24 protein-coding genes are annotated in these 21,028 nt (G+C 62.5%); 15 read left to right on the forward strand and 9 right to left on the reverse strand.

Annotated elements, in window-relative coordinates:
• Positions 1 to 77 precede the first annotated feature (77 nt).
• Both AB7M32_RS22465 and AB7M32_RS22470 read left to right on the forward strand, forming a co-directional pair.
• The gene (locus tag AB7M32_RS22465) at positions 78 to 1,043 is read left to right on the forward strand and encodes an EamA family transporter (protein WP_454251421.1); all 966 of its coding nucleotides are present in this window, start codon (positions 78 to 80) and stop codon (positions 1,041 to 1,043) included.
• A gap of 211 nt (positions 1,044 to 1,254) precedes the next feature.
• Positions 1,255 to 2,115, forward strand: coding sequence for a CAP domain-containing protein (locus AB7M32_RS22470; RefSeq protein ID WP_454251422.1), 861 nt, complete (start codon positions 1,255 to 1,257; stop codon positions 2,113 to 2,115).
• A 59-nt stretch (positions 2,116 to 2,174) separates the two neighbouring features.
• Here AB7M32_RS22470 and AB7M32_RS22475 read toward each other — a convergent pair whose 3' ends face one another.
• Positions 2,175 to 2,708, reverse strand: coding sequence for a cysteine hydrolase family protein (locus AB7M32_RS22475; protein WP_454251423.1), 534 nt, complete (start codon positions 2,706 to 2,708; stop codon positions 2,175 to 2,177).
• Between the two features lie 40 nt (positions 2,709 to 2,748).
• Positions 2,749 to 4,476, reverse strand: coding sequence for a gamma-glutamyltransferase (ggt, locus tag AB7M32_RS22480; protein ID WP_454251424.1), 1,728 nt, complete (start codon positions 4,474 to 4,476; stop codon positions 2,749 to 2,751).
• Positions 4,477 to 4,640: 164 nt separating this feature from the next.
• Between ggt and AB7M32_RS22485 the strand changes: the two genes are divergently transcribed.
• Entirely contained in the window at positions 4,641 to 5,069 is a 429-nt protein-coding gene (locus AB7M32_RS22485) for a GNAT family N-acetyltransferase (RefSeq protein ID WP_454251425.1), read from the forward strand.
• Positions 5,070 to 5,197: 128 nt separating this feature from the next.
• Here the strand turns inward: AB7M32_RS22485 and AB7M32_RS22490 are convergent, their stop codons facing one another.
• On the reverse strand, positions 5,198 to 5,548 hold the full coding sequence (locus tag AB7M32_RS22490) for a hypothetical protein (protein ID WP_060741574.1): 351 nt from the start codon (positions 5,546 to 5,548) through the stop codon (positions 5,198 to 5,200).
• A 140-nt stretch (positions 5,549 to 5,688) separates the two neighbouring features.
• On the opposite strand from AB7M32_RS22490, the gene AB7M32_RS22495 reads away from it, so the two are divergent.
• The 8 genes from AB7M32_RS22495 (at position 5,689) to AB7M32_RS22530 (ending at position 10,032) form a co-directional block, all read left to right on the forward strand.
• Complete coding sequence (locus AB7M32_RS22495; RefSeq protein WP_454251426.1) at positions 5,689 to 5,949, forward strand: hypothetical protein; 261 nt, start codon at positions 5,689 to 5,691, stop codon at positions 5,947 to 5,949.
• A 2-nt stretch (positions 5,950 to 5,951) separates the two neighbouring features.
• Positions 5,952 to 6,281, forward strand: a complete 330-nt coding sequence (locus AB7M32_RS22500) for a DUF6388 family protein (RefSeq protein WP_454251427.1) — start codon at positions 5,952 to 5,954, stop codon at positions 6,279 to 6,281.
• Between the two features lie 280 nt (positions 6,282 to 6,561).
• The gene (tusD, locus tag AB7M32_RS22505) at positions 6,562 to 6,954 is read left to right on the forward strand and encodes a sulfurtransferase complex subunit TusD (protein WP_454251428.1); all 393 of its coding nucleotides are present in this window, start codon (positions 6,562 to 6,564) and stop codon (positions 6,952 to 6,954) included.
• On the forward strand, positions 6,954 to 7,316 hold the full coding sequence (gene tusC, locus AB7M32_RS22510) for a sulfurtransferase complex subunit TusC (RefSeq protein ID WP_060741571.1): 363 nt from the start codon (positions 6,954 to 6,956) through the stop codon (positions 7,314 to 7,316). Before tusD ends, tusC begins: the two co-directional genes overlap by 1 nt.
• Positions 7,316 to 7,609 carry a sulfurtransferase complex subunit TusB gene (gene tusB / locus AB7M32_RS22515; protein ID WP_072406780.1) on the forward strand — a complete coding sequence of 98 codons (294 nt, stop codon included), beginning with the start codon at positions 7,316 to 7,318 and terminating at the stop codon, positions 7,607 to 7,609. The genes tusC and tusB overlap by 1 nt, the downstream gene beginning before the upstream one ends.
• Positions 7,606 to 7,941, forward strand: a complete 336-nt coding sequence (locus AB7M32_RS22520; RefSeq protein WP_072406782.1) for a TusE/DsrC/DsvC family sulfur relay protein — start codon at positions 7,606 to 7,608, stop codon at positions 7,939 to 7,941. The genes tusB and AB7M32_RS22520 overlap by 4 nt, the downstream gene beginning before the upstream one ends.
• The gene (locus AB7M32_RS22525) at positions 7,938 to 8,939 is read left to right on the forward strand and encodes a glycosyl transferase family protein (protein ID WP_454251429.1); all 1,002 of its coding nucleotides are present in this window, start codon (positions 7,938 to 7,940) and stop codon (positions 8,937 to 8,939) included. The genes AB7M32_RS22520 and AB7M32_RS22525 overlap by 4 nt, the downstream gene beginning before the upstream one ends.
• A gap of 88 nt (positions 8,940 to 9,027) precedes the next feature.
• The gene (locus tag AB7M32_RS22530; RefSeq protein ID WP_454251430.1) at positions 9,028 to 10,032 is read left to right on the forward strand and encodes a glutathione S-transferase family protein; all 1,005 of its coding nucleotides are present in this window, start codon (positions 9,028 to 9,030) and stop codon (positions 10,030 to 10,032) included.
• Between the two features lie 177 nt (positions 10,033 to 10,209).
• On the opposite strand, the gene cysG is transcribed toward AB7M32_RS22530, so the two are convergent.
• From cysG to AB7M32_RS22560, 6 genes are all read right to left on the reverse strand, one after another.
• Positions 10,210 to 11,604, reverse strand: coding sequence for a siroheme synthase CysG (gene cysG / locus AB7M32_RS22535; RefSeq protein ID WP_454251431.1), 1,395 nt, complete (start codon positions 11,602 to 11,604; stop codon positions 10,210 to 10,212).
• Positions 11,605 to 12,885 (reverse strand): serine--tRNA ligase, encoded by a 1,281-nt coding sequence (serS, locus tag AB7M32_RS22540; protein WP_025213005.1) that lies wholly within the window; start codon positions 12,883 to 12,885, stop codon positions 11,605 to 11,607. It lies immediately after the preceding gene.
• A gap of 15 nt (positions 12,886 to 12,900) precedes the next feature.
• Positions 12,901 to 13,275: a fluoride efflux transporter CrcB gene (gene crcB / locus AB7M32_RS22545; RefSeq protein WP_018608522.1), complete on the reverse strand. Its 375-nt coding sequence runs from the start codon at positions 13,273 to 13,275 to the stop codon at positions 12,901 to 12,903.
• Positions 13,272 to 14,597 carry a replication-associated recombination protein A gene (locus AB7M32_RS22550; RefSeq protein ID WP_046064131.1) on the reverse strand — a complete coding sequence of 442 codons (1,326 nt, stop codon included), beginning with the start codon at positions 14,595 to 14,597 and terminating at the stop codon, positions 13,272 to 13,274. Before AB7M32_RS22550 ends, crcB begins: the two co-directional genes overlap by 4 nt.
• A gap of 180 nt (positions 14,598 to 14,777) precedes the next feature.
• The gene (gene lolA, locus AB7M32_RS22555; RefSeq protein ID WP_186710180.1) at positions 14,778 to 15,401 is read right to left on the reverse strand and encodes an outer membrane lipoprotein chaperone LolA; all 624 of its coding nucleotides are present in this window, start codon (positions 15,399 to 15,401) and stop codon (positions 14,778 to 14,780) included.
• A 58-nt stretch (positions 15,402 to 15,459) separates the two neighbouring features.
• Complete coding sequence (locus AB7M32_RS22560) at positions 15,460 to 17,865, reverse strand: DNA translocase FtsK (RefSeq protein WP_072406792.1); 2,406 nt, start codon at positions 17,863 to 17,865, stop codon at positions 15,460 to 15,462.
• Positions 17,866 to 18,126: 261 nt separating this feature from the next.
• Between AB7M32_RS22560 and trxB the strand changes: the two genes are divergently transcribed.
• From trxB to infA, 4 genes are all read left to right on the forward strand, one after another.
• Positions 18,127 to 19,086 carry a thioredoxin-disulfide reductase gene (gene trxB, locus AB7M32_RS22565; RefSeq protein WP_454251432.1) on the forward strand — a complete coding sequence of 320 codons (960 nt, stop codon included), beginning with the start codon at positions 18,127 to 18,129 and terminating at the stop codon, positions 19,084 to 19,086.
• Between the two features lie 79 nt (positions 19,087 to 19,165).
• Complete coding sequence (gene aat, locus AB7M32_RS22570) at positions 19,166 to 19,846, forward strand: leucyl/phenylalanyl-tRNA--protein transferase (protein ID WP_454251433.1); 681 nt, start codon at positions 19,166 to 19,168, stop codon at positions 19,844 to 19,846.
• A 57-nt stretch (positions 19,847 to 19,903) separates the two neighbouring features.
• Positions 19,904 to 20,611: an arginyltransferase gene (locus tag AB7M32_RS22575; RefSeq protein ID WP_454251434.1), complete on the forward strand. Its 708-nt coding sequence runs from the start codon at positions 19,904 to 19,906 to the stop codon at positions 20,609 to 20,611.
• A gap of 123 nt (positions 20,612 to 20,734) precedes the next feature.
• On the forward strand, positions 20,735 to 20,953 hold the full coding sequence (gene infA / locus AB7M32_RS22580; protein ID WP_002553999.1) for a translation initiation factor IF-1: 219 nt from the start codon (positions 20,735 to 20,737) through the stop codon (positions 20,951 to 20,953).
• Positions 20,954 to 21,028: the final 75 nt, after the last annotated feature.

Here is a 21,028-nt window from a genome sequence, read left to right on the forward strand (position 1 = left end):
AGTTGTACGACAACTAATAACTAAAAATAGCCGGTCCGAGGCCTTTTGCCTTGGCGGCCGCCTTCGAGACACCTGCCATGGCCCGTTCCACCGCTATACCCGCTCCCCCCGCGCCGTTACCCCGCCACCTCGCGGTGCTCGTCCTGCTGTGCATGGGCTGTGCCTTCGCCGGCAACCATGTCGCCGCCCGGGCTGCCTTCGACGATGGTGCCGGTGTGCTGCTGGCGATCCTGCTGCGCTCGGGCCGGACGCTGCTGGTGTTGACAGCGATGGTGCTCTGGCAGCGCCAGCGTCTGCGCCTGCCGCCCGGTGCGTGGCGTTGGCAATTGACCCTGGGGTTGTTGATCGGCGCCCAGAGCCTGTGCCTGTACTCCGCCGTAGCGCGAGTGCCGGTGGCGTTGGCCTTGTTGGTGGCCAATGTGTTTCCGATCCTGCTGGCCTTGCTGACCTGGGCGCTGGGCGGGCCACGCCCGACGGCGCGCACCGCCGCGTTGATGGGCATGATTCTGGTGGGGCTGGTATTCGTGCTGGAAGTGCCGGCACGCTTAGCCTCTGGACAGGACGTCGGCCCGCAATGGTTGCTCGGGGTGGGCCTGGCCTTCTGCGCCGCCTGCGTGTTCGCCTGCGCGCTGTGGATCACTGACCACAAGTTGTCCCAGGTGCGCGGTTCGGTACGCAGCCTGTTGACGATTTTCATCGTGTTCAGCAGCGTCAACCTCGCCGGCCTGACCGGTGCCCTGCCCGGCGGTTTCGACCTGCCGGCCAGCAGCACTGGCTGGCTCGCCCTGGCGACCCTGGTGGTGCTCTATGGCACCGGGTTCATCGTGCTGTTCATTTCCGTGCCCCGCCTGGACATGCCGCGCAACGCTCCGGTGATGAACATCGAACCGTTGGCGACACTGCTGATCGGCTGGCTGGTGCTGGACCAGATGCTCAACCCGGGCCAGGTGATGGGCGGTGCGATTGTGGTGACCGGCATCGTGTTGCTGACCTATCGCAAGGTTGAACGGGTCAAGGTGCCTGTGGCTGGAACGGCGAATTGAACTGACTGAAATCATTGTGGCGAGGGGATTTTCCCCTCGCCACAATGAGTGTGCCAGCTCGCAGATAGTCTTCGCCTTCCGGAAACTTGTTTTCAAACCCACAGTCCTACCCCAGCCGTGAAAACCTTGCCAACCTGCGACCACGGGTTTTCCAGCTGATCGGCGCCAAGCTTGGCGCTAAAGCAACTCCCTCTCTTGAGCCGTTCGCCCCATGCGCCACCTTGTTCGCTCTTGCCGTTTCGTTTCGCTGTGCCTGCTTGCCTTGTTTCCCTTATTCACCAGCCCCGCCCATGCGCGCGGCGAAAGGCAACTGGTGGACGCCATCAACGACTTCCGCAGCCAGACCCGCCGTTGTGAGTGGCGCACGGTGCGCGCCACGCAGCCGCTGGTGCTGCGTGCGAACCTGGCTTTGCCGATCGGCTTTCGCGGTGGCCTGCGGGAAACCGTGCAGGACGCCGGCTATCAAGCCAGGGCCGTGCGCAGCATCCGCCTGACCGATGCACGGGATGCCGAAGAGGCCTTCGAGATGTTGGCGGACGAGCATTGCGCGGCGCTGCTGGACGACCAGTACGCCGATATCGGCATCAATCGGGTCGGTGACGAGTGGCGCCTGGTGTTGGCGCAGCCCATGGGTGGCACGCGGATGAGCGACGTGGGTTCGGCGGACAAGACGCTGCTGGCCCAGGTCAACGCCGCCAGGGCCAAGCCAAGGATGTGCGGACGCCAGCGCTTCGCGGCCACTCGGCCACTGAGCTGGAACGCCGCACTGGGAACGGCCGCCCAAGGCCACAGCCGGTCGATGGCCCAGGACAATTATTTCGCCCATCGCGACCCGGACGGTCGCTCCACCTCCGATCGCGCCAGGAGCGCCGGCTTTCGCGGGCGTAAATTGGGCGAGAACATCGCCGCCGGCCAACGCTCACCGAGCCAGGCCCTGCACGATTGGCTCGCCAGCCCCGGACACTGCGCCAACCTGATGAACCCGATGTTCACGCAGATGGGCGCAGCGTCTGCCAGCGACTCGCGCAGCGATGCGCGGGTGTATTGGACGATGGTGCTTGGCGCGCCGTGAAAACCATCCTCGACGCTGAGCCATAGGTCTCCTGCTCCAGCCCAAACAGTGAGTATCGGCTACAAGCGGATTTCAGCAGCCGGCGTTACATCAATCCGCGACACCGCACTGCTCAGCCGCCCCAGCCGGCTGTTGTGGTTGGCGATGATCTGCTCGGCCGCCATGCTGCCGTTGTCCACGGTGGAGTGGGCATCGGCCGCCAGGACCACGTCGTACCCCAGGGCATGGGCCTGACGCACGGTGGCATTGATGCAATAGTCGGTTTGCAGCCCGCAGATCACCAGACGGTCGATGCCCCGGGCCTGCAACAACGGTTGCAGGTCGGTCTGGTAGAAGGCATCGGCCGTGGTCTTGCGCACCCGCAGGTCATCCGCCGCGGTCGACAGACCGGCGGCCAGTTGCCAGCCGGCAGCGCCGTAGGTCAGCGCCCCTTCCAGCTCTTCATGCTGGATCAGGATCACCGTCCGGCCGACAGCCCTGGCCCTGGCAGCGAGGTCGCTGATGGTCCGGATGATGCGCTGGCTGTCGAAGCATTCCTCTTCGCCGCTGCACAGCGCGTTCTGGACATCGATAATCAGCAATGCGGTGTTCATGACCTTCCCTCTTCAAACCATGTCGCAGCCGCGCACCCCATCAGTAACCCAGCGACAACCCGGTATTGCGACGGGGGTCGTTGGCGCCGTAGAAGCGGTTCTTGCCCACTGGCTTGCCGCCCAATGACGGCGCACCGACCAGGATCGCGGCGATGTGGTTGGGGTCCTGCGGGCCGGCAAACTTGTGCCCCCAGCTTTCCAGCAGCTTCTGGGTATCGGGGCTGGCCGCGAACGTCTCCAGGTTGGTTTCCTCCGGCATCCATTGCTGGTGGAAACGCGGCGCATCGACCGCCTCCTGGAGGTTCATGCCGTAGTCGATCACGTTGAGGATGGTCAGCAACGTAGCGGTGATGATCCGGCTGCCGCCCGGGGTGCCCACCACCATGACCGTCTTGCCGTCCTTGGTGACGATGGTCGGGCTCATGGATGACAGCGGTGCCTTGCCCGGCGCGATGGCGTTGGCCTCGCCCTGCACCAGGCCATACATGTTGGGCACACCGACCTTGGCGGTGAAGTCGTCCATCTCATCGTTGAGGATCACACCGGTCTTGCTCGCCATGACACCGGCGCCGAACCAGTCGTTCAGGGTGTAGGTGACCGAAACGGCATTGCCCCACTTGTCGACGATAGAGTAATGGGTGGTGTTGCTGCCCTCATGGGGCGCCACGCCGGGCTTGATTTTCTGCGAGTCGCCGGCTTTTTGCGGCTCGATCGCGGCCCGCAGCTTGGCGGCGTAGTGCTTGTCCAGCAGATGGTCGATGGGGTTCTTCACGAAATCCGGATCACCCAGATAGCTGTTGCGGTCCACGTAGGCGTGGCGCATGGCTTCGATCTGATAGTGCATGCCCTGGGCCGAATGGAACCCCAGGTCCTTCATCGGGTAGCCATCGAGGATGTTCATGATCTGGCACAGCACCACCCCGCCGGAACTGGGCGGCGGCGCCGAGATGATGTGGTAGCCACGGTAGTCGCACTCCACCGGGGCGAGCTCGCGGGTCTTGTACTTGTCCAGGTCGGCCTGGGTGATGATGCCTTTGTTGGCCTGGCTGGAGGTGACCAGGGCATCGGCGACCCAGCCCTTGTAGAAACCGTCGGCACCCTTGGCGGAGATTTCCCGCAGAGTCTTGGCGAGGTCTTTTTGCACCAGCTTCTGGCCGACCTGCATGGGCTCACCGTTGTGCAGGAAGATCGCACCGGAGTCGCGCATGTCCTTCTTGAACACATCGGTGGCGGTTTCCAGCAGATCGACATCACCCTGCTCCAGGGCGAAGCCTTCCTCGGCGAACTTGATGGCCGGGGCGATCAATTCCGCCCGCGGTTTGCTGCCGTACTTGCTCAACGCCAGCTCCATGCCGGAAACAGTGCCGGGCACGCCGACCGCCAGGTGGCCGCGGGTGCTGAGTTCGGGCACGACGTTGCCGTCCTTGTCCAGGTACATGTTGGCGGTGGCGGCCAGGGGGGCCTTTTCGCGGAAATCCAGGAACGTCTTGCGACCGTCGGCCAATTGCAGGGTCATGAAACCACCCCCGCCCAGGTTGCCCGCCGCCGGATACACCACCGCCAGGGCATAGCCCACCGCCACCGCCGCATCCACGGCATTGCCGCCGTTCTTGAGTACATCGACACCCACATGGGTCGCCAGGTGCTGGGCGGTGACCACCATGCCGTTCTCGGCCGCCACCGGTGCCAGGGAAGCGGCGTACGTCGATAAACAACCGAGGGTCAGTGACGTCGCGATGAGGGTCCGGACCAAGGATTCGAACTTCATGAGTCGGTCTCTTCTTGTTTTTTGGGATAGGGATCGCTTCAAAAGCATTAGGCAGTATGGCCTGGTTTGCGTAATGCGCCTGTTTCCCCGCCGACCGGATGACGTCACGGCAGCCTTTGGGATAGGCTCTTGCGCTTGATCTTGACTCAATAGGGACATCGCCGATGACGCTACGAATCGAACGCACGGACACGCCCACCGACGAAGAACGCCAAGCCATCCTCGCCCCGCTTCGTGCCTATAACACCGCCAAGACTGGCGGGACGGTGCCTGAACTGGTGGCCTGGCTGGTGCGGGACGAACAGGACGAAATTGTCGGAGGGCTTTACAGCCGAGTGTTTTTTCGCTGGCTGTATATCGAACTGCTAGTGGTGCCGGAACAGGCCCGGGGCCAGGGCACCGGCTCGACCCTGATGCAGATGGCCGAAGCACTGGCCCGGGAGAAAAACTGCGTGGGCATCTGGCTGGACACCTTCGACTTCCAGGCCCCAGAGTTCTACCGCAGACACGGCTTCACCGAGTGCGGCCTGATCGACGACTACCCGCCAGGCCACCAACACTTCTTCTTCCAGAAGCGCCTGGACACTGCTTGAGGCGCAGCCCTGTGGGAGCGAGCTTGCTCGCGATAGCCATTTAACGGTCAACATTTCTGTCGTCTGACCCGCCGCTATCGCGAGCAAGCTCGCTCCCACATAGGATCCGGGGCGTTAGTGCGAGCTGCTTACAAGCAAGTCGCCAACGCCGCCAATCGGCGCTTGGCCACGAAGTCGTCATGCTTGGCGTAATAACTCAACTCGGTGCCCGTCGCACCGGCGTGCAGATCGACAAACGATTCGGCGGAGCGGGTGTAGACCGTAGAGCCACCTTTCTTACCCGGTTGCAGGTAGGCGCCGGCATCGACACCGAATACCGCTTCGTCCTGCCAGGAAAACTGCACGCACTGGGCCACGACCTGCTCCGGCTTGTCCGAGGTCAGGGTCTTGTAAGGGGCCTGGGTCCGAGCCTCGTTCATCGCCGAACCCGCGCAGCCGACCAGCAAAGTGGCGGCCAGGGCCACCGTCAACATTCGCATTGCGTTCACTCATCGAGAAAAAAACGGACTGTAGCACTGCGACCCGAGCCATCGTGCTGCTTTACTGAAATTTACCCGCGACAGCGGGCACCGATTCACGCAATCTGTCGCGCCATCGCCACCAGCCACGCGGAACCCCCATGACCCCCAACGCCGAGTTCTACAAGCCCACCCCGGAATATGCCGACAAACTGATCAGCCAGATCGGCCAGACACCTTCGTGGATCGCCAAGCGAATCGGCGTCACCGACAAACGGATTCGCTACATCCTCGACGGCGAACGCACCGTCAAGGGCGAAACCACGCCGATCCAGATGACCTACACCGAACAATTCGCCCTCGAATGCCTGGCGGCTGCGGCCAAATCCAGCAAGAAGCAGTCTGCATCCCCCAAGGAGTGACCATGGCGGCAACCGAACAGCAACACGAACGGGCCCTGGCAAAGTTTCTCGATGAGCGCCCCGAACTGCGCCACGAGCTGGACCACCTCAACCCGCTGCTGGCCCAGGCCAAGGGCGAGACCGCCGCGCAGTACCGCGCCGAGCGCTTGCACGAAGCGTTCGAAGCCGAGGCCGAGCGCCTGGGCCTGTTTGCCTGGGAACTGACTTTGCAGTTGACCGCCCCCTCGCCCGAGGAGTACCAGGCCCAACGCCTGGAGGTGCACAGGGAAGTGGCGGAGATGGCGGGAATGGAGTGGGCGGAGTATTGCCAGTTGCATGGGCTCAAGCAGTAGCTCGAATGGATTGAATACTACTGTTTGGACCGGGGACTGGCAGACCACCTGTGGCGAGGGGATTTATCCCCGCGGGGCTGCAAGCAGCCCCTCGACCCGTCAATGCGGTGTATCAGACAGGCCACGGTGGCTGAAAGAGGGGCCGCTACGCGACCCAACGGGGATAAATCCCCTCGCCACAAAGTATCCAAAGCATGCCCCTTTGTGTTGAATCTCCTGGCAATCGCCCCACCGCCCATAAAGCTTTATCATGGCCGCAGTTTTGCTGATCGGGTCTGTCATGAAGTTCGCCATTGCGCTGTTTTCCGCCGCCCATGCGCCCTCCTCGCGCCGTGCCTTGCTGTTTGCCCAGGCGGCGCTGGCAGGTGGGCATGAGATCGTGCGGCTGTTTTTCTATCAGGACGGCGTCTATAACGCCTGCGCGAGCGTCGTCACGCCTCAGGACGAACAGGACCTGCCCCAACAGTGGCGCGCATTCGTCAGCGACAACCAGCTCGACGGCGTGGTCTGCATCGCGGCGGCGTTGCGTCGTGGCGTGTTGAACGAGGAAGAAGCCCAGCGCTACCAGCGTGCGGCGGCCAGTGTCGAAGCGCCCTGGGCCTTGTCCGGGCTGGGCCAGTTGCACGATGCGATCCAGGACGCCGACCGCTTGATCTGTTTTGGAGGCGCGTGATGGCCAAGTCTTTATTGCTGATCAGTCGCCAGGCCCCCTGGTCCGGCCCCGGCGCCCGTGAAGCCCTGGACATCGTCCTGGCCGGCGGTGCGTTCGACCTGCCCATCGGCCTGCTGTTTCTCGATGACGGCGTGTTCCAGCTCACCGCCGGCCAAAACGCCAAGGCGGTCCAGCAAAAAGACCTGAGCGCCAACCTGCAGGCGTTGCCGATGTTCGGCGTCGAAGACCTGTTCCTCTGCGCCGACAGCGCCGCCGAACGCGGCGTTGCCAGCGCTGCCCTGGCGCTGGGCGAGGTGAAAGTACTGAGCGCGCCGGACATCGCCGCGCTCATCGACCGTTACGACCAGGTGATCACCCTCTGATGTCGACTTTGCATGTGTTGTCTCATTCGCCCTTTGGCGATAACCGCCTCGCCAGTTGCCTGCGGGTGTTGGGCAATCAGGATGCGCTGCTGCTGTGCGGCGACGCGACGTACGCGTTGCAACCGGGCAGCCCACCGTTTGCAGTGCTACAGGCCGCCGGCGTGAACCTGTTCGTGCTCGCCGAGGATCTCCAGGCCCGCGCCCTGGACACGCCAGACTGGGCCGAAGCCATCGACTACTCAGGTTTCGTCGAGCTATCGATCGAGCACGACAAGGTCAACACCTGGCTATGAACACGCTGAACGTGGGCGACCGCGCCATCGCGCTGGACAAGGACGGCTACCTGGCCGACCTGGACGACTGGTCGGCCGAAGTCGCCACGGCCCTGGCCAGCGCCGAGAACATCGAGTTGAGTCCCGAACACTGGGAAATCCTCGAACTGCTGCGTGGTTTCTACGACGAATTCCAGCTCTCCCCCGCGACCCGGCCGCTGATCAAGTACACGGCGCTGAAACTGGGGGCCGACAAAGGCAACAGCCTGCACCTGAACCGATTGTTCAAAGGCACTCCCGCCAAACTCGCCGCCAAGCTGGCGGGCCTGCCCAAACCGACGAATTGTTTATGACCGACTTTCCTGCACTAACCCTCGAGACCCCGGCCGAACACCCGTTCGCCCAGTTCGTGCGCATCCTTGGCAAAGGCAAGCGCGGCGCCCGCAACCTGACCCGCGAAGAAGCCCGCGAAGCCATGGGCATGGTGCTCGATGAAAAGGTCGAGGACACCCAACTGGGCGCCTTCCTGATGCTGCTGCGGCACAAGGAAGAAAGCGCCGAGGAAATGGCCGGCTTTACCGAAGCCCTGCGTGAACGCCTGGTGGTCCCGGCGTTGACGGTGGACCTCGACTGGCCGACCTACGCCGGCAAGAAGCGCCATTTGCCGTGGTACCTGCTAGCGGCCAAGTGCCTGGGGCAGAACGGCGTGCGAATTTTCATGCACGGCGGCGGCGCCCACACGGCCGGTCGCCTCTACACCGAACAATTGCTGGGCTTGCTGCAGATCCCGCTGTGCCGGGATTGGCAACAGGTCGGCAGCGCGCTGGACAACGGCGGCCTGGCCTTCATGCCACTGGTGGACTGGGCGCCGCAAATGCAGCGAATGATCGACCTGCGCAACACCTTGGGCCTGCGCTCGCCGATCCATTCCCTGGCCCGGATTCTCAACCCACTGGCCGCCCGTTGTGGCTTGCAAAGCATCTTCCATCCGGGCTACCAGGCCGTGCATCGCGATGCCAGCGGCTTGCTCGGTGACACCGCCATCGTGATCAAGGGCGACGGCGGCGAAATCGAGATCAACCCGGACGCCGACAGCCACCTGTACGGCACCGCCGGCGGCGCCAGTTGGGACGAAGAATGGCCACGCCTGTCCGAGCAGCGCCATGTCAAACCGGAGAGCCTCGAGCCCGAGCATTTGAAGGCGATCTGGCGTGGTGACGTCGAGGACAGCTACCCGCAACTGGCGCTGATCGCCACCATGGCACTGGCCTTGCGCGGCTTGGGCCTGGCTCGCGAAGAAGCGTTCGATAAAGCCCGGCAGTATTGGGACACTCGGGATCGTTCGATTTAACCGATCATTAACGCCCAACCTTTGCGCTTTTAGTTCGAACCTATGGGAATAGACTCGTCTCCAATGATTATTGAGCGAGGACATCCAGATGGGTTTGTTGGTCAAGGGCCGCTGGCAGGACCAGTGGTATGAAAGCAAGGACGGCACCTTCCAGCGCGAACAGGCGCAGCGCCGTCATTGGGTCACCGCCGACGGCAGCGCCGGCCCCTCGGGCGAGAGCGGCTTTGCCGCCGAGGCCGGGCGCTACCATTTGTATGTCTCCCTGGCCTGCCCCTGGGCCCACCGCACGTTGATCGTGCGCAAACTCAAGGGCCTGGAGGCGCTGATCGATGTCTCGGTGGTCAGCTACCTGATGCTGGAAAACGGCTGGACCTTTGACAAGGACCACGGCTCCACCGGCGACAAGCTCGACAACCTGCAATTCCTGCATCAGCGCTACACCGCCGACACGCCGGACTACACCGGCCGCGTCACCGTGCCGGCGCTGTGGGACAAACGCCAGCAGCGCATCGTCAACAACGAATCGGCGGAAATCATCCGCATGTTCAACAGTGCCTTCGATGGTTTGACGGGCAACGACCTGGACCTGTATCCCGAGCACCTGCGTCGCGATATCGATGCCTTGAACGAGCAGATCTACCCGGCGGTCAACAACGGCGTGTATCGCGCCGGGTTCGCCACCACCCAAGGGGCCTACGAAGAAGCGTTCGACGTTTTATTTGCCGAACTGGACCGGCTGGAGACCTTGCTTGCGACCAAACGCTACTTGGCTGGCGAATACCTGACCGAAGCGGATATCCGCCTGTTCACCACGATCATCCGTTTCGACGCGGTGTATTTCGGTCACTTCAAATGCAACCTGCGGCGCATCGCCGATTATCCGAACCTGTCGAACTGGCTGCGGGAGCTGTACCAGTGGCCGGGCATTGCCGATACCGTGGACTTCACCCATATCCAGGGCCACTACTACGGCAGCCACAAGACCATCAACCCCAATGGGATCGTGCCCAAGGGGCCGAAGCAGGATTTCACGGTTGCCCATGATCGGGAAAGGTTGAGTGGGAAAGGGATTTGGCGTGGGGCTGGTGCTTGATTCTGGATTCTGGATTCTGGATTCTGGATTCTGGATTCTGGATTCTGGATTCTGGATTCTGGATCTCGCTGTATTTGAGGGCCTCATCGCGAGCAAGCTCGCTCCCACAGTGGGCCATGTTTGAATACAGTCCAATGTGGGAGCGAGCTTGCTCGCGATCGGGGCGACTCGGTCTTCCTAGACCTGCCCCTGAGCCCCTTCGAACCAAGCCAGTTTCTCGCGCAACTGCACCACTTCCCCAACGATCACCAGCGTCGGCGCATGCACCTCATGCTCGGCCACCAGCCGTGGCAAGTCCGCCAAAGTGCCGGTAAAGACCCGCTGGTTCGACGTGGTGCCCTGCTGGATCAACGCCGCTGGCGTATCCGCCGCGCGACCGTGCTTGATCAGCTCGTCGCAGATCACTGGCAGCCCCACCAATCCCATATAGAACACCAGCGTCTGAGCCGGCGACACCAAGTCGGCCCACGGCAAGTCACTGGTGCCATCCTTGAGATGGCCGGTGATGAAACGCACCGATTGGGCGTAGTCGCGATGGGTCAGCGGGATCCCGGCGTAAGCCGCGCAACCACTGGCGGCAGTAATACCCGGGACGACCTGGAACGGGATGCCATGGGCCGCCAGCTCTTCGATCTCTTCACCGCCGCGACCGAAGATGAACGGATCGCCGCCCTTCAACCGCACCACGCGCTTGCCCTGACGGGCCAAGTCCACCAATTGCTGGTTGATCTGGTCCTGGGGCACGGCGTGTTCGGAGCGACGCTTGCCAACGTAGATGCGCTCGGCATCACGCCGGCACAGTTCCAGGATCGCCGGCGCCACCAGGCGGTCGTACAGCACCACGTCCGCCTGCTGCATCAAGCGCAAGGCGCGGAAAGTCAGCAAGTCCGGATCACCTGGCCCGGCCCCCACCAGATAGACTTCGCCCGGCGCGTTCGGCGCCTGGCCGTCGATCTTTTCCCGCAGCAAGCGCTCGGCTTCGCCGCCCTGCCCGGCCAGTTGGCGGTCAGCGATAGGGCCTTGGAACACCTCTTCCCAGAACGCCCGGCGCTGCTGGACATCGGGAAACAGTTGCTTGACCTGATTGCGAAAACGCGCCGCCAGTCCGGCCAGTTGCCCGTAGGTCGAAGGAATCCAGGTTTCCAGCTTGGCCCGGATCAGCCGCGCCAGCACCGGCGCGTCGCCGCCACTGGACACCGCGATCACCAAGGGCGAGCGATCGACGATCGCCGGGAAGATCACGCTGCACAAGGCCGGCGCGTCCACCACGTTGACCGGCACGCAACGCTTGTGGGCGTCGGCCGAGACCTGGGCATTGAGTGGTTCGTCATCGGTGGCGGCAATGATCAGCCCGCAACCGTCCAGATCCGTCTCAAGGTAACCGCGCTGGACACACTCACCGCCGCTGCCACTGACCAGTTCCCGCAACTGCGGCTCGATGTCGGGTGCGACCACCCGCAACAACGCGCCGGCATCGGCCAGCAGGCGGGACTTGCGCAAGGCAATCTCCCCGCCGCCGACCACCAGCACGCGGCTGCCGCGCAGGTTGTGGAACAGTGGCAAATAGTCCATTTAGCCGATGACCTCGATGCCGCCCATGTAGGGTTTCAACACCTCGGGCACACGGATCGAACCGTCGGCCTGCTGGTAGTTCTCCAGCACTGCCACCAGGGTACGCCCCACCGCCAGGCCGGAGCCATTGAGGGTGTGGACCAGTTCCGGCTTGCCGGTTTCCGGGTTGCGGAAACGCGCCTGCATGCGGCGGGCCTGGAAGTCGCCGCAGTTGGAGCACGACGAAATCTCGCGGTACTTGTCCTGGCTCGGAATCCAGACTTCCAGGTCGTAGGTCTTGACCGCGCTGAAGCCCATGTCGCCGGTGCACAGCGCCAGGGTGCGATACGGCAGTTCCAGCAATTGCAGGACCTTCTCGGCGTTGGCGGTCAGGCTCTCCAGCGCTTCCATGGATTTCGACGGTTCGACAATCTGGACCATCTCGACCTTGTCGAACTGGTGCTGGCGGATCATGCCGCGGGTATCACGGCCCGACGCCCCGGCTTCACTGCGGAAACACGGCGTGTGGGCGACGAACTTGATCGGCAGTTGCTTGGCGTCGACGATCTCGCCGGCCACGATGTTGGTCAGCGACACTTCGGCGGTCGGGATCAGGTACAGGTCGGCCTCGCCGTCGCGGCTGATCTTGAACAGGTCTTCCTCGAACTTCGGCAACTGACCAGTGCCTTGCAGCGCCGGGGCCTGGACCAGGTACGGGGTGTAGGCTTCTTCGTAGCCGTGCTCGGTGACGTGCAGGTTGATCATGAACTGCGCCAGGGCCCGATGCAGACGCGCGATCGGCCCGCGCAACAGGGCAAAACGGGCGCCCGACAGCTTGGCGGCGGTTTCGAAGTCCAGCCAGCCGAACTTCTCGCCCAGGGCCACGTGGTCCTGAACCGGGAAATCGAAAGTTGTCGGCGTGCCCCAGCGGCGCACTTCGACGTTGCCGTCTTCGTCTTCACCGACCGGCACCGATTCGTGAGGCAGGTTCGGGATGCCCAGCAGGATCGAATCCAGCTCGGTCTGGATCGCGTCCAGCTCGACCTTGCCCGCGCTCAATTCGCCCGCCATGCGCTCGACATCGGCCATCAGCGGCGCGATGTCTTCGCCACGCTGCTTGGCCTGGCCGATGGACTTGGAGCGCGCGTTACGTTCAGCCTGCAGGGCTTCGGTGCGGGTCTGGACGGTCTTGCGCTGTTCTTCCAGCGCTTCGATGCGCGCGACATCCAGGGCAAAGCCACGGGAAGCCAGGCGGTCCGCTACGTCCTGGAGGTTGCTACGTAACAGTTTGGAATCGAGCATGTCGGTCTCTCGTTATCAAAGTTTGGTCAAGGACAGGCCGGCCCAGGTGGCGAGCAGCCCGCCGAATACGCTGATGGCCGCATAGCCCAGGGCCAGCGGCACCTGCCCGCTTTCCAGCAGGCGCACCGTATCCAGTGAAAAGGATGAAAAAGTCGTCAGGCCGCCGAGAAAGCCAACCATCAGCCCGGCCCGCACCTCGATGGGCACTTCCGGGCGAATCAAAAACAGACCGTATAGAACGCCGATCAGCAGACAGCCCACGATATTAACGGCCAGCGTCGCGGTATAGAAGTGCCGGGGCCAATTTGCGTTGATCCAGTTGCCCGTGGCAAAACGCAGCAGCGTGCCGGCGACGCCGCCAGCGGAAACAGCAAGTATCAGGGGGATCAAGGTTTTCTCCGCTGTCGTGGACTCAGGCGATCCAGTTGTGCCAAGTGGTTGAGCTTCTCGCCGATCTTCAGTTCAAGGCCCCGGGGCACCGGCTGGTAGAAGCGCTGGGGTTCGAGTTCATCGGGGAAATAATCTTCGCCGGCGGCATAGGCGTCCGGTTCGTCATGGGCATAACGGTATTCTTCGCCATAGCCCAGTTGCTTCATGAGCTTGGTCGGCGCGTTGCGCAGGTGCAGCGGCACTTCGAGAGAGCCGTGCTCAGTGGCGCTGCGCATCGCCGCCTTGAACCCCATGTACACGGCGTTGCTTTTCGGCGCACAGGCCAGGTAAGTGATGGCCTGGGCCACGGCGAGCTCACCTTCCGGGCTGCCGAGGCGCTCCTGCACGTCCCACGCCGCCAGGCACAGGCTCAGGGCCCGGGGATCGGCATTGCCGATGTCTTCGCTGGCCATGCGCACGACGCGCCGTGCCAGGTACAGCGGATCGCAACCGCCATCGATCATGCGCGCAAACCAGTACAGGGCCGCGTCGGGGTTGGAACCGCGAATGGATTTGTGCAGTGCCGAAATCTGGTCGTAGAAGGCCTCGCCGCCCTTGTCGAAGCGGCGCCGGGTATCGCCCAGCAGGCTTTGCAGCAGCTCGACGCCAATCTCACTGTCGTCTTCGGCCAGGTCCGAGGCGTTTTCCAGCAGGTTGAGCAAACGCCGGCCATCGCCATCGGCGGCTGAAAACAGGATCTGGAAGCCTTCATCGCTGAGGCTCAAATGCCGCTTGCCCAGGCCGCGCTCCTCGGTCAGCGCCCGATGCACCAGCTTGCGCATCGCCGTCTCGTCGAGGCTCTTGAGCACATAGACCCGTGCCCGCGAGAGCAACGCGTTGTTGAGTTCGAACGAAGGGTTTTCGGTAGTGGCACCGATAAAAATCAGCGTGCCGTCTTCGACGTAGGGCAGGAATGCGTCCTGCTGGGACTTGTTGAACCGGTGCACTTCGTCGACGAACAGGATCGTGCGCTTGCCGTACTGCCCAGCCTGCTGCTTGGCCACTTCCACCGCCTGGCGGATTTCCTTGACCCCGGCCAGCACTGCCGACACCGTTTCGAAGTGAGCGTCCGAGACTTCCGCCAGCAGCCGCGCCAGGGTGGTCTTGCCCACACCCGGGGGGCCCCAGAAAATCATCGAGTGCAAGGCACCCTGCTCCAGGGCCTCGCGCAGAGGCTTGCCGCGGGCGAGCACATGTTCCTGGCCGACGTACTCATCCAGGTTGGTCGCGCGCAGGCGGGCCGCCAGTGGCTGGGCAATCGGGGCGCTTCGAAACAGGTCCATGATTACTACAAAACCTCCGCTGGGTCCTGTTGCCGATCAGTTAAACAATTGAACACCACAATCCATTGTGGGAGCGAGCTTGCTCCGGGCGGCGATCCGACGATAGCGGTGTGTCAGTCGCATCAATTCCAACTGATCCGACGCTATCGCGAGCAAGCTCGCTCCCACAGGGGACAGGGGTTATTCCTGGATCACATCGGCACCCTTGGGGATGTCGAACTTGAACTTGGACGCGGCGATCGGCTCGTTGGCCTTGACCCCGGTGAACAGGATGTTGGTGCGCTGGCCGACGCTGTCGATCAACTGCATGTCGTTGACCAGGCCGTTGCGGAACGACAGGCGCAGGCTGTCGAACAGGCTGTCCTTGGTCTTGGGCTTGAGGGTGAAGTCAATCACGCCACCGGCCTCCTTGGAGGTGATGTCGAAGCTCTGGCTGATCTCGGAGATGTCCCCGGAGAGCAGCAGCGCCGGCGTCTGGGTCAGGCGCTGGTCGAGGGTCTTGATGGTCACCTGCTCCAGGTCCGGGTCCCACAGGGAGACTTTCTTGCCGTCGGAGACCATCAATTGTTCGGCTGGCGCGTCAGTGTGCCAGTAGAACAGGCCCGGCCGCTGCAGGGCCATGTCGCCAGCGGTTTCCTGCAATTGGGTGCCACTGCCATCGAGGGTCAACTGGGAGAAACGTGCCGTCAGGGTCTGGGAGCCGCCAAGCAATTGGGTCAAGCGAGCCACGTCCTTTTCACCGGCGTGAGCCGACAAAGTAGACAAGGCCAGTACGGGCAACAGCAACATGCGAATCAGGCGCATGGGAGTCCTCATGAAGTCGTGGGGGGGCGAGCGGCGCTTCGGCAGGCCGCCCGGGTCATTAGTCGCGCATCGGGCCCGGCGCCAGTACTTCACGCGAGCCGTTGGTGTTCATGGCCGTCACCACCCCGGCCATTTCCATGGCTTCGATCATGCGGGCGGCGCGGTTGTAGCCAATCTTCAGCTTGCGCTGGACGGCGGAAATCGAGGCCCGGCGGCTCTCCAGGACGAACTGCACCGCTTCGTCATAGAGCGCATCGGTTTCAGCGTCGTCGTCACCGCCGCCACTGCTGCCCTCGAAACCGCTGCCGGCTTCTTCGACACCGTTTAGGATGTCGTCGTTGTATTCAGGGGCGCCACGCAACTTCCAGGCTTCCACCACGCGGTGCACTTCGTCATCGGAAACGAACGCACCGTGCACACGAATCGGCAGGCTGGTGCCCGGCGGCATGTAGAGCATGTCACCATGCCCCAGCAACTGCTCGGCGCCACCCTGGTCGATGATGGTCCGCGAGTCGATCTTGCTCGATACCTGGAACGCCATGCGGGTCGGGATGTTGGCCTTGATCAGGCCGGTGATCACGTCCACCGACGGCCGCTGTGTGGCGAGGATCAGGTGGATACCGGCCGCACGGGCCTTCTGGGCGATACGGGCGATCAGCTCTTCGACCTTCTTGCCGACGATCATCATCATGTCGGCGAATTCGTCCACCACCACCACGATGGTCGGCAGCTTGTGCAGCAGCGGCGCTTCGTCGTGGATGCTCTCGCGGTGATACAACGGGTCGCTCAATGGCGTACCGGCCTCTTCGGCCTCCTTGACCTTGGCGTTGAAGCCCGACAGGTTACGCACGCCCATCTTCGCCATCAGCTTGTAGCGGCGCTCCATCTCGGCGACGCTCCAGCGCAAGGCGTTGGCGGCGTCCTTCATGTCGGTGACCACCGGGCACAGCAAGTGCGGAATGCCCTCGTAGATCGACAACTCGAGCATTTTCGGGTCGATCATGATCAGCTTGGCGTCTTCCGGGCCGGACTTGAACAGAATCGACAGGATCATCGCGTTCACGCCCACCGACTTACCGGAACCGGTGGTACCGGCCACCAGCAGGTGGGGCATCTTCGCCAGGTCGGTGATGACCGGCTTGCCGCCGATGTCGTGGCCCAGGGCCAGGGTGACCGGCGACTTGTGGTTGTCATACTCAGGCGTCGACAGCACTTCGGAGAAGCGCACGATCTGCCGGTCTTCGTTGGGAATCTCGATGCCCACGGTGGTCTTGCCGGGAATCACTTCCACCACCCGCACGCTGGTCACGGCCAGGGAACGCGCCAGGTCCTTCGCCAGGTTGGCGATGCGACTGACCTTCACGCCGGCGGCAGGCTGGATTTCGTAGCGGGTAATCACCGGGCCCGGGTGGATCGAATCCACCGACACCTCGACCCCGAACTCCTTGAGCTTGATCTCCAGCAAGTGGCCGACGGCCGCCAGGGATTCGGGGGAATAATTGAGCTGTTTCTTCTCGGCCGGGTCCAGGATCGAGATCGGCGGCAAGGTGCCTTCCACGGCACTGTCGACGAACAGCGGCGCCTGTTTCTCTTTCTGCACCCGCTTGCTCTGCTCCGGCGGTTTGGCCGGGGCCATGGTGATGACCGGCGGCACCTGCTTCTCGCGCTCGGACATGTGCTTGCTCAACGCCTGCTCGCGCTCGATCAGGCGTTCCTTGACCTTGGCCTGCTCACGCTTGTCCGGCACGGTCGGCGCCACCACGTCGTGGACGCGGTCGTCGACTTCCCGCAGTTGCGCCACCAGTTGCTTGCGCTCGGTGCGCGCCGCCCACCAGCGGTTCATGGCGCCGTGGATCAGTTCGATCAGATCGAGGGTGATCTTGCCGGTCACGTCCATGACCTTGAACCAGGACAGGTCGGTGAACACCGTCAAGCCGAACAGGAACAGCGCAATGAACAGCAGCGTGCTGCCCTGGATGTTCAGGGCGTTCCTGGCCAGATCGCCGAGGCTTTCCCCCAGCGCGCCACCCGCCCCGGCCGGCAAACCGGTGGGCGTATGGAAATGGATATGGGCCAGCGCGGCCCCCGACAACACCAGGAACACCAGGCCGATCAGGCGCCAGGAGAACAGCCAGCCGCTCCACTGCCACGGCTCGTGGCGCTGGCGGAAGATCTGGTAGGCCTTGATCGCCAGCAGCAACGGGAAAATGTAGGCGAAATAGCCCAACACCATGAACAGGATGTCGGCGCTGTAGGAGCCGGCCGGACCGCCGAAATTCTGCACGTCGTCGATCTTGCTGTTATGGCTCCAGCCCGGATCGTCCTTGCCGTAGGTCAGCAAGGCCATCATCAGGAACAGGCACAGGGCACCGATGGCGATCAATGCACCTTCCTTGAGCCGGTAGTGCAGTTGCTGGCGCCAGAGCGGAACGACTGGTTTGGGTGCTGCGGTGGATTTCTTCAAAACGCTTCTTTTCCTGCGCCAACGGCGCGTCCATCTGTTGAATGACTATAAAAAACTGCCCATGACGAGCAGGTAAAAAAGTGAATGTGCACAACCGGTACTACTTTTACCACTGTGAGGCGCATCCAGAAAACTACAGGCGTGGCCGAAAATTTTGATCTTTAGCCTATCCCGCGTTCAAAACCCAGGCATTGTACGGGTTTGTCTGCGCCAATTGGACCATGCATTCTCTTTTGTGACAAAGGCTTATGAGGTGTTTTTATGAGCGAAGTGAAGCATTCACGCCTGATCATTCTGGGTTCCGGCCCTGCGGGGTACAGCGCGGCTGTCTATGCCGCCCGCGCCAACCTCAAACCCGTTGTCATTACCGGCCTGCAGGCCGGTGGCCAGCTCACCACCACCGTGGAAGTCGATAACTGGCCCGGCGATGTCGAAGGCCTGACCGGCCCGGTACTGATGGAGCGCATGCAACGGCACGCCGAGCGTTTCGACACGCAGATCGTCTACGACCATATCCACACCGCCAAGTTGCAGCAGCGCCCGTTCGAATTGATCGGCGACAGCGGCATCTACACCTGTGATGCGCTGATCATTGCCACCGGCGCCTCGGCCCAGTACCTGGGGCTGCCCTCGGAAGAAAGCTTCGCCGGCAAAGGGGTTTCCGCATGCGCGACGTGCGATGGCTTTTTCTACCGCAACCAGGTGGTAGCGGTCGTCGGCGGCGGCAATACCGCGGTCGAGGAAGCCCTGTACCTGTCGAACATCGCCAGGGAAGTGCACCTGATCCACCGCCGCGACAAGCTGCGCGCCGAGAAAATCCTCCAGGACAAACTCTTCGAAAAAGCCACCAGTGGCAATATCAAACTGCACTGGAACCAGAACCTGGATGAAGTCCTGGGCGACGCCAGCGGCGTGACCGGCGCGCGGCTGCGACACAGCGAGACCGGCGAAACCAGCACCTTGTCCCTCGCCGGGGTGTTCATTGCCATCGGCCACAAACCCAACACCGACCTGTTCCAGGGCCAATTGACGATGCGCGACGGCTACCTGATCGTACACGGCGGCAGCGAAGGCAACGCCACCGCGACCGACATCGAAGGCGTATTCGCCGCAGGCGACGTGGCCGACCATGTCTATCGCCAGGCGATCACCTCCGCTGGCGCCGGCTGCATGGCGGCACTCGACGCGGAGAAGTATCTCGATGACATCCCTGCCGTTTGACGGTTAACCTTCCAGGCGGGTGCTCGCTGACGGGCGAGCCCCGCATCTGCCGCCCTCCCCTTCTACAAGCCGGACACCCATGCTGACCTGGTTACAACGCAACAGCCTCGAATTTCCGCCACTGGAAAAAGCCATGCGCGATCCCAACGGATTATTGGCCGCCGGTGGCGATCTATCCGCCGACCGGCTGATCCAGGCCTACCGCCACGGCTGCTTCCCATGGTTTTCCGAGGGGCAACCGATCCTGTGGTGGTCGCCGGACCCACGCACGGTGTTGTTTCCCGACGAACTGCACATATCCCGCAGCCTGGGCAAGCTGTTGCGCAAGCAGCGCTATGAAGTGACGTTCGATCAGGATTTTGCCGCGGTCATCCAGGCCTGCGCGGCGCCGCGCGACTATGCCGAGGGCACCTGGATCACCGACGCCATGCAAACCGCTTATCTGGAACTGCACCGACGCGGTTTCGCCCATTCGGTGGAAGTCTGGGACCAGGGGGTGCTGGTGGGCGGCCTGTATGGCTTGGCCATGGGCCAGTTGTTTTTTGGCGAGTCCATGTTCAGCCGAGCCGACAATGCCTCGAAATTCGGCTTCGCCACCCTGGTCCAACACCTCAAGGCCGCCGGTTTCGTGCTGATCGACTGTCAGATGCCCACCGAGCACCTGCACAGCCTGGGCGCGCGATCGATCCCACGCACCGAATTTGCCGGCTATCTAAAGGCACATCTGGACCTGCCCAACCAGGCAACATGGGTTTGCTGAGCGACATTCGCGCTCCTGGCTTACAATTAAATCCAAAGCTTATTCCGAGGGCCGATCATGACCGAGTTGGCGCGTTTGAAGTTCTATGCCACTCAGCCCCACTCTTGCAGTTATCTGCCGGAGGAGCAGGCCACGACGCTGTTCCTCGACCCTAGCCAGCCCATGGATGTGCATGTCTACGCAGACCTGTCGGAAATGGGCTTTCGGCGTAGCGGCGATCACCTCTACCGGCCCCATTGCCAGCATTGCAACGCCTGCGTCCCGGCGCGTATTCCCGTGGCGCAATTTTTGCCCAATCGCCAGCAGAAACGCATTTTCAAGCGCAACGCCGACCTTCAGGTGCGCCCGGCCAAGCCGCAGTTCACCGAGGAATACTTCGACCTGTACCAACGCTACATCGAACAACGCCATGCCGATGGCGACATGTACCCGCCCAGCCGGGATCAGTTCTCGACCTTCCTGGTGCGTGACCTGCCGTTTTCCCGCTTCTATGAGTTCCGGCTGGCGGAGCGACTGGTCGCCATCGCGGTCACGGACCTGCTGCCCAACGGTCTTTCAGCGGTGTACACCTTTTATGAGCCGCAAGAAGAACGGCGTAGCCTGGGGCGCTATGCCATTCTCTGGCAAATCAATGAAGCCCGGCGCTTGGGACTGGAAGCGGTGTACTTGGGCTACTGGATCAAGAACTGCAAGAAAATGAACTACAAGACCCAATATCGGCCTATCGAATTGCTGATCAACCAGCGATGGGTTGTCCTGAGTTAGATCCCTTCGGCTTATAAAGCTAGAACCCCTTGGCTTGCCCCCCCTTTTTCGGGCACAATGCACGCCGCTTTTGCCTGGCGCAGTTGCACCGGGCCATTCACTGGATACCGAGGGCTTTACTGCATGTCGAAAGAAGACAGCTTCGAAATGGAAGGCACTGTCGTCGACACCCTGCCCAACACCATGTTTCGTGTGGAGTTGGAAAATGGGCACGTCGTAACCGCGCATATCTCCGGCAAGATGCGCAAGAACTACATTCGTATTCTTACCGGTGACAAAGTGCGCGTCGAGCTGACGCCCTATGACTTGAGCAAAGGGCGCATCACTTACCGCGCTCGCTAACAAGTCAATACAAGACGCCCGGCTAGATGCCGGGCGTTTTTGTTTGCCTGCGATTTGCCCCAGCCTTCAGAAACA

Source organism: Pseudomonas sp. R151218B TE3479 (assembly GCF_053629195.1).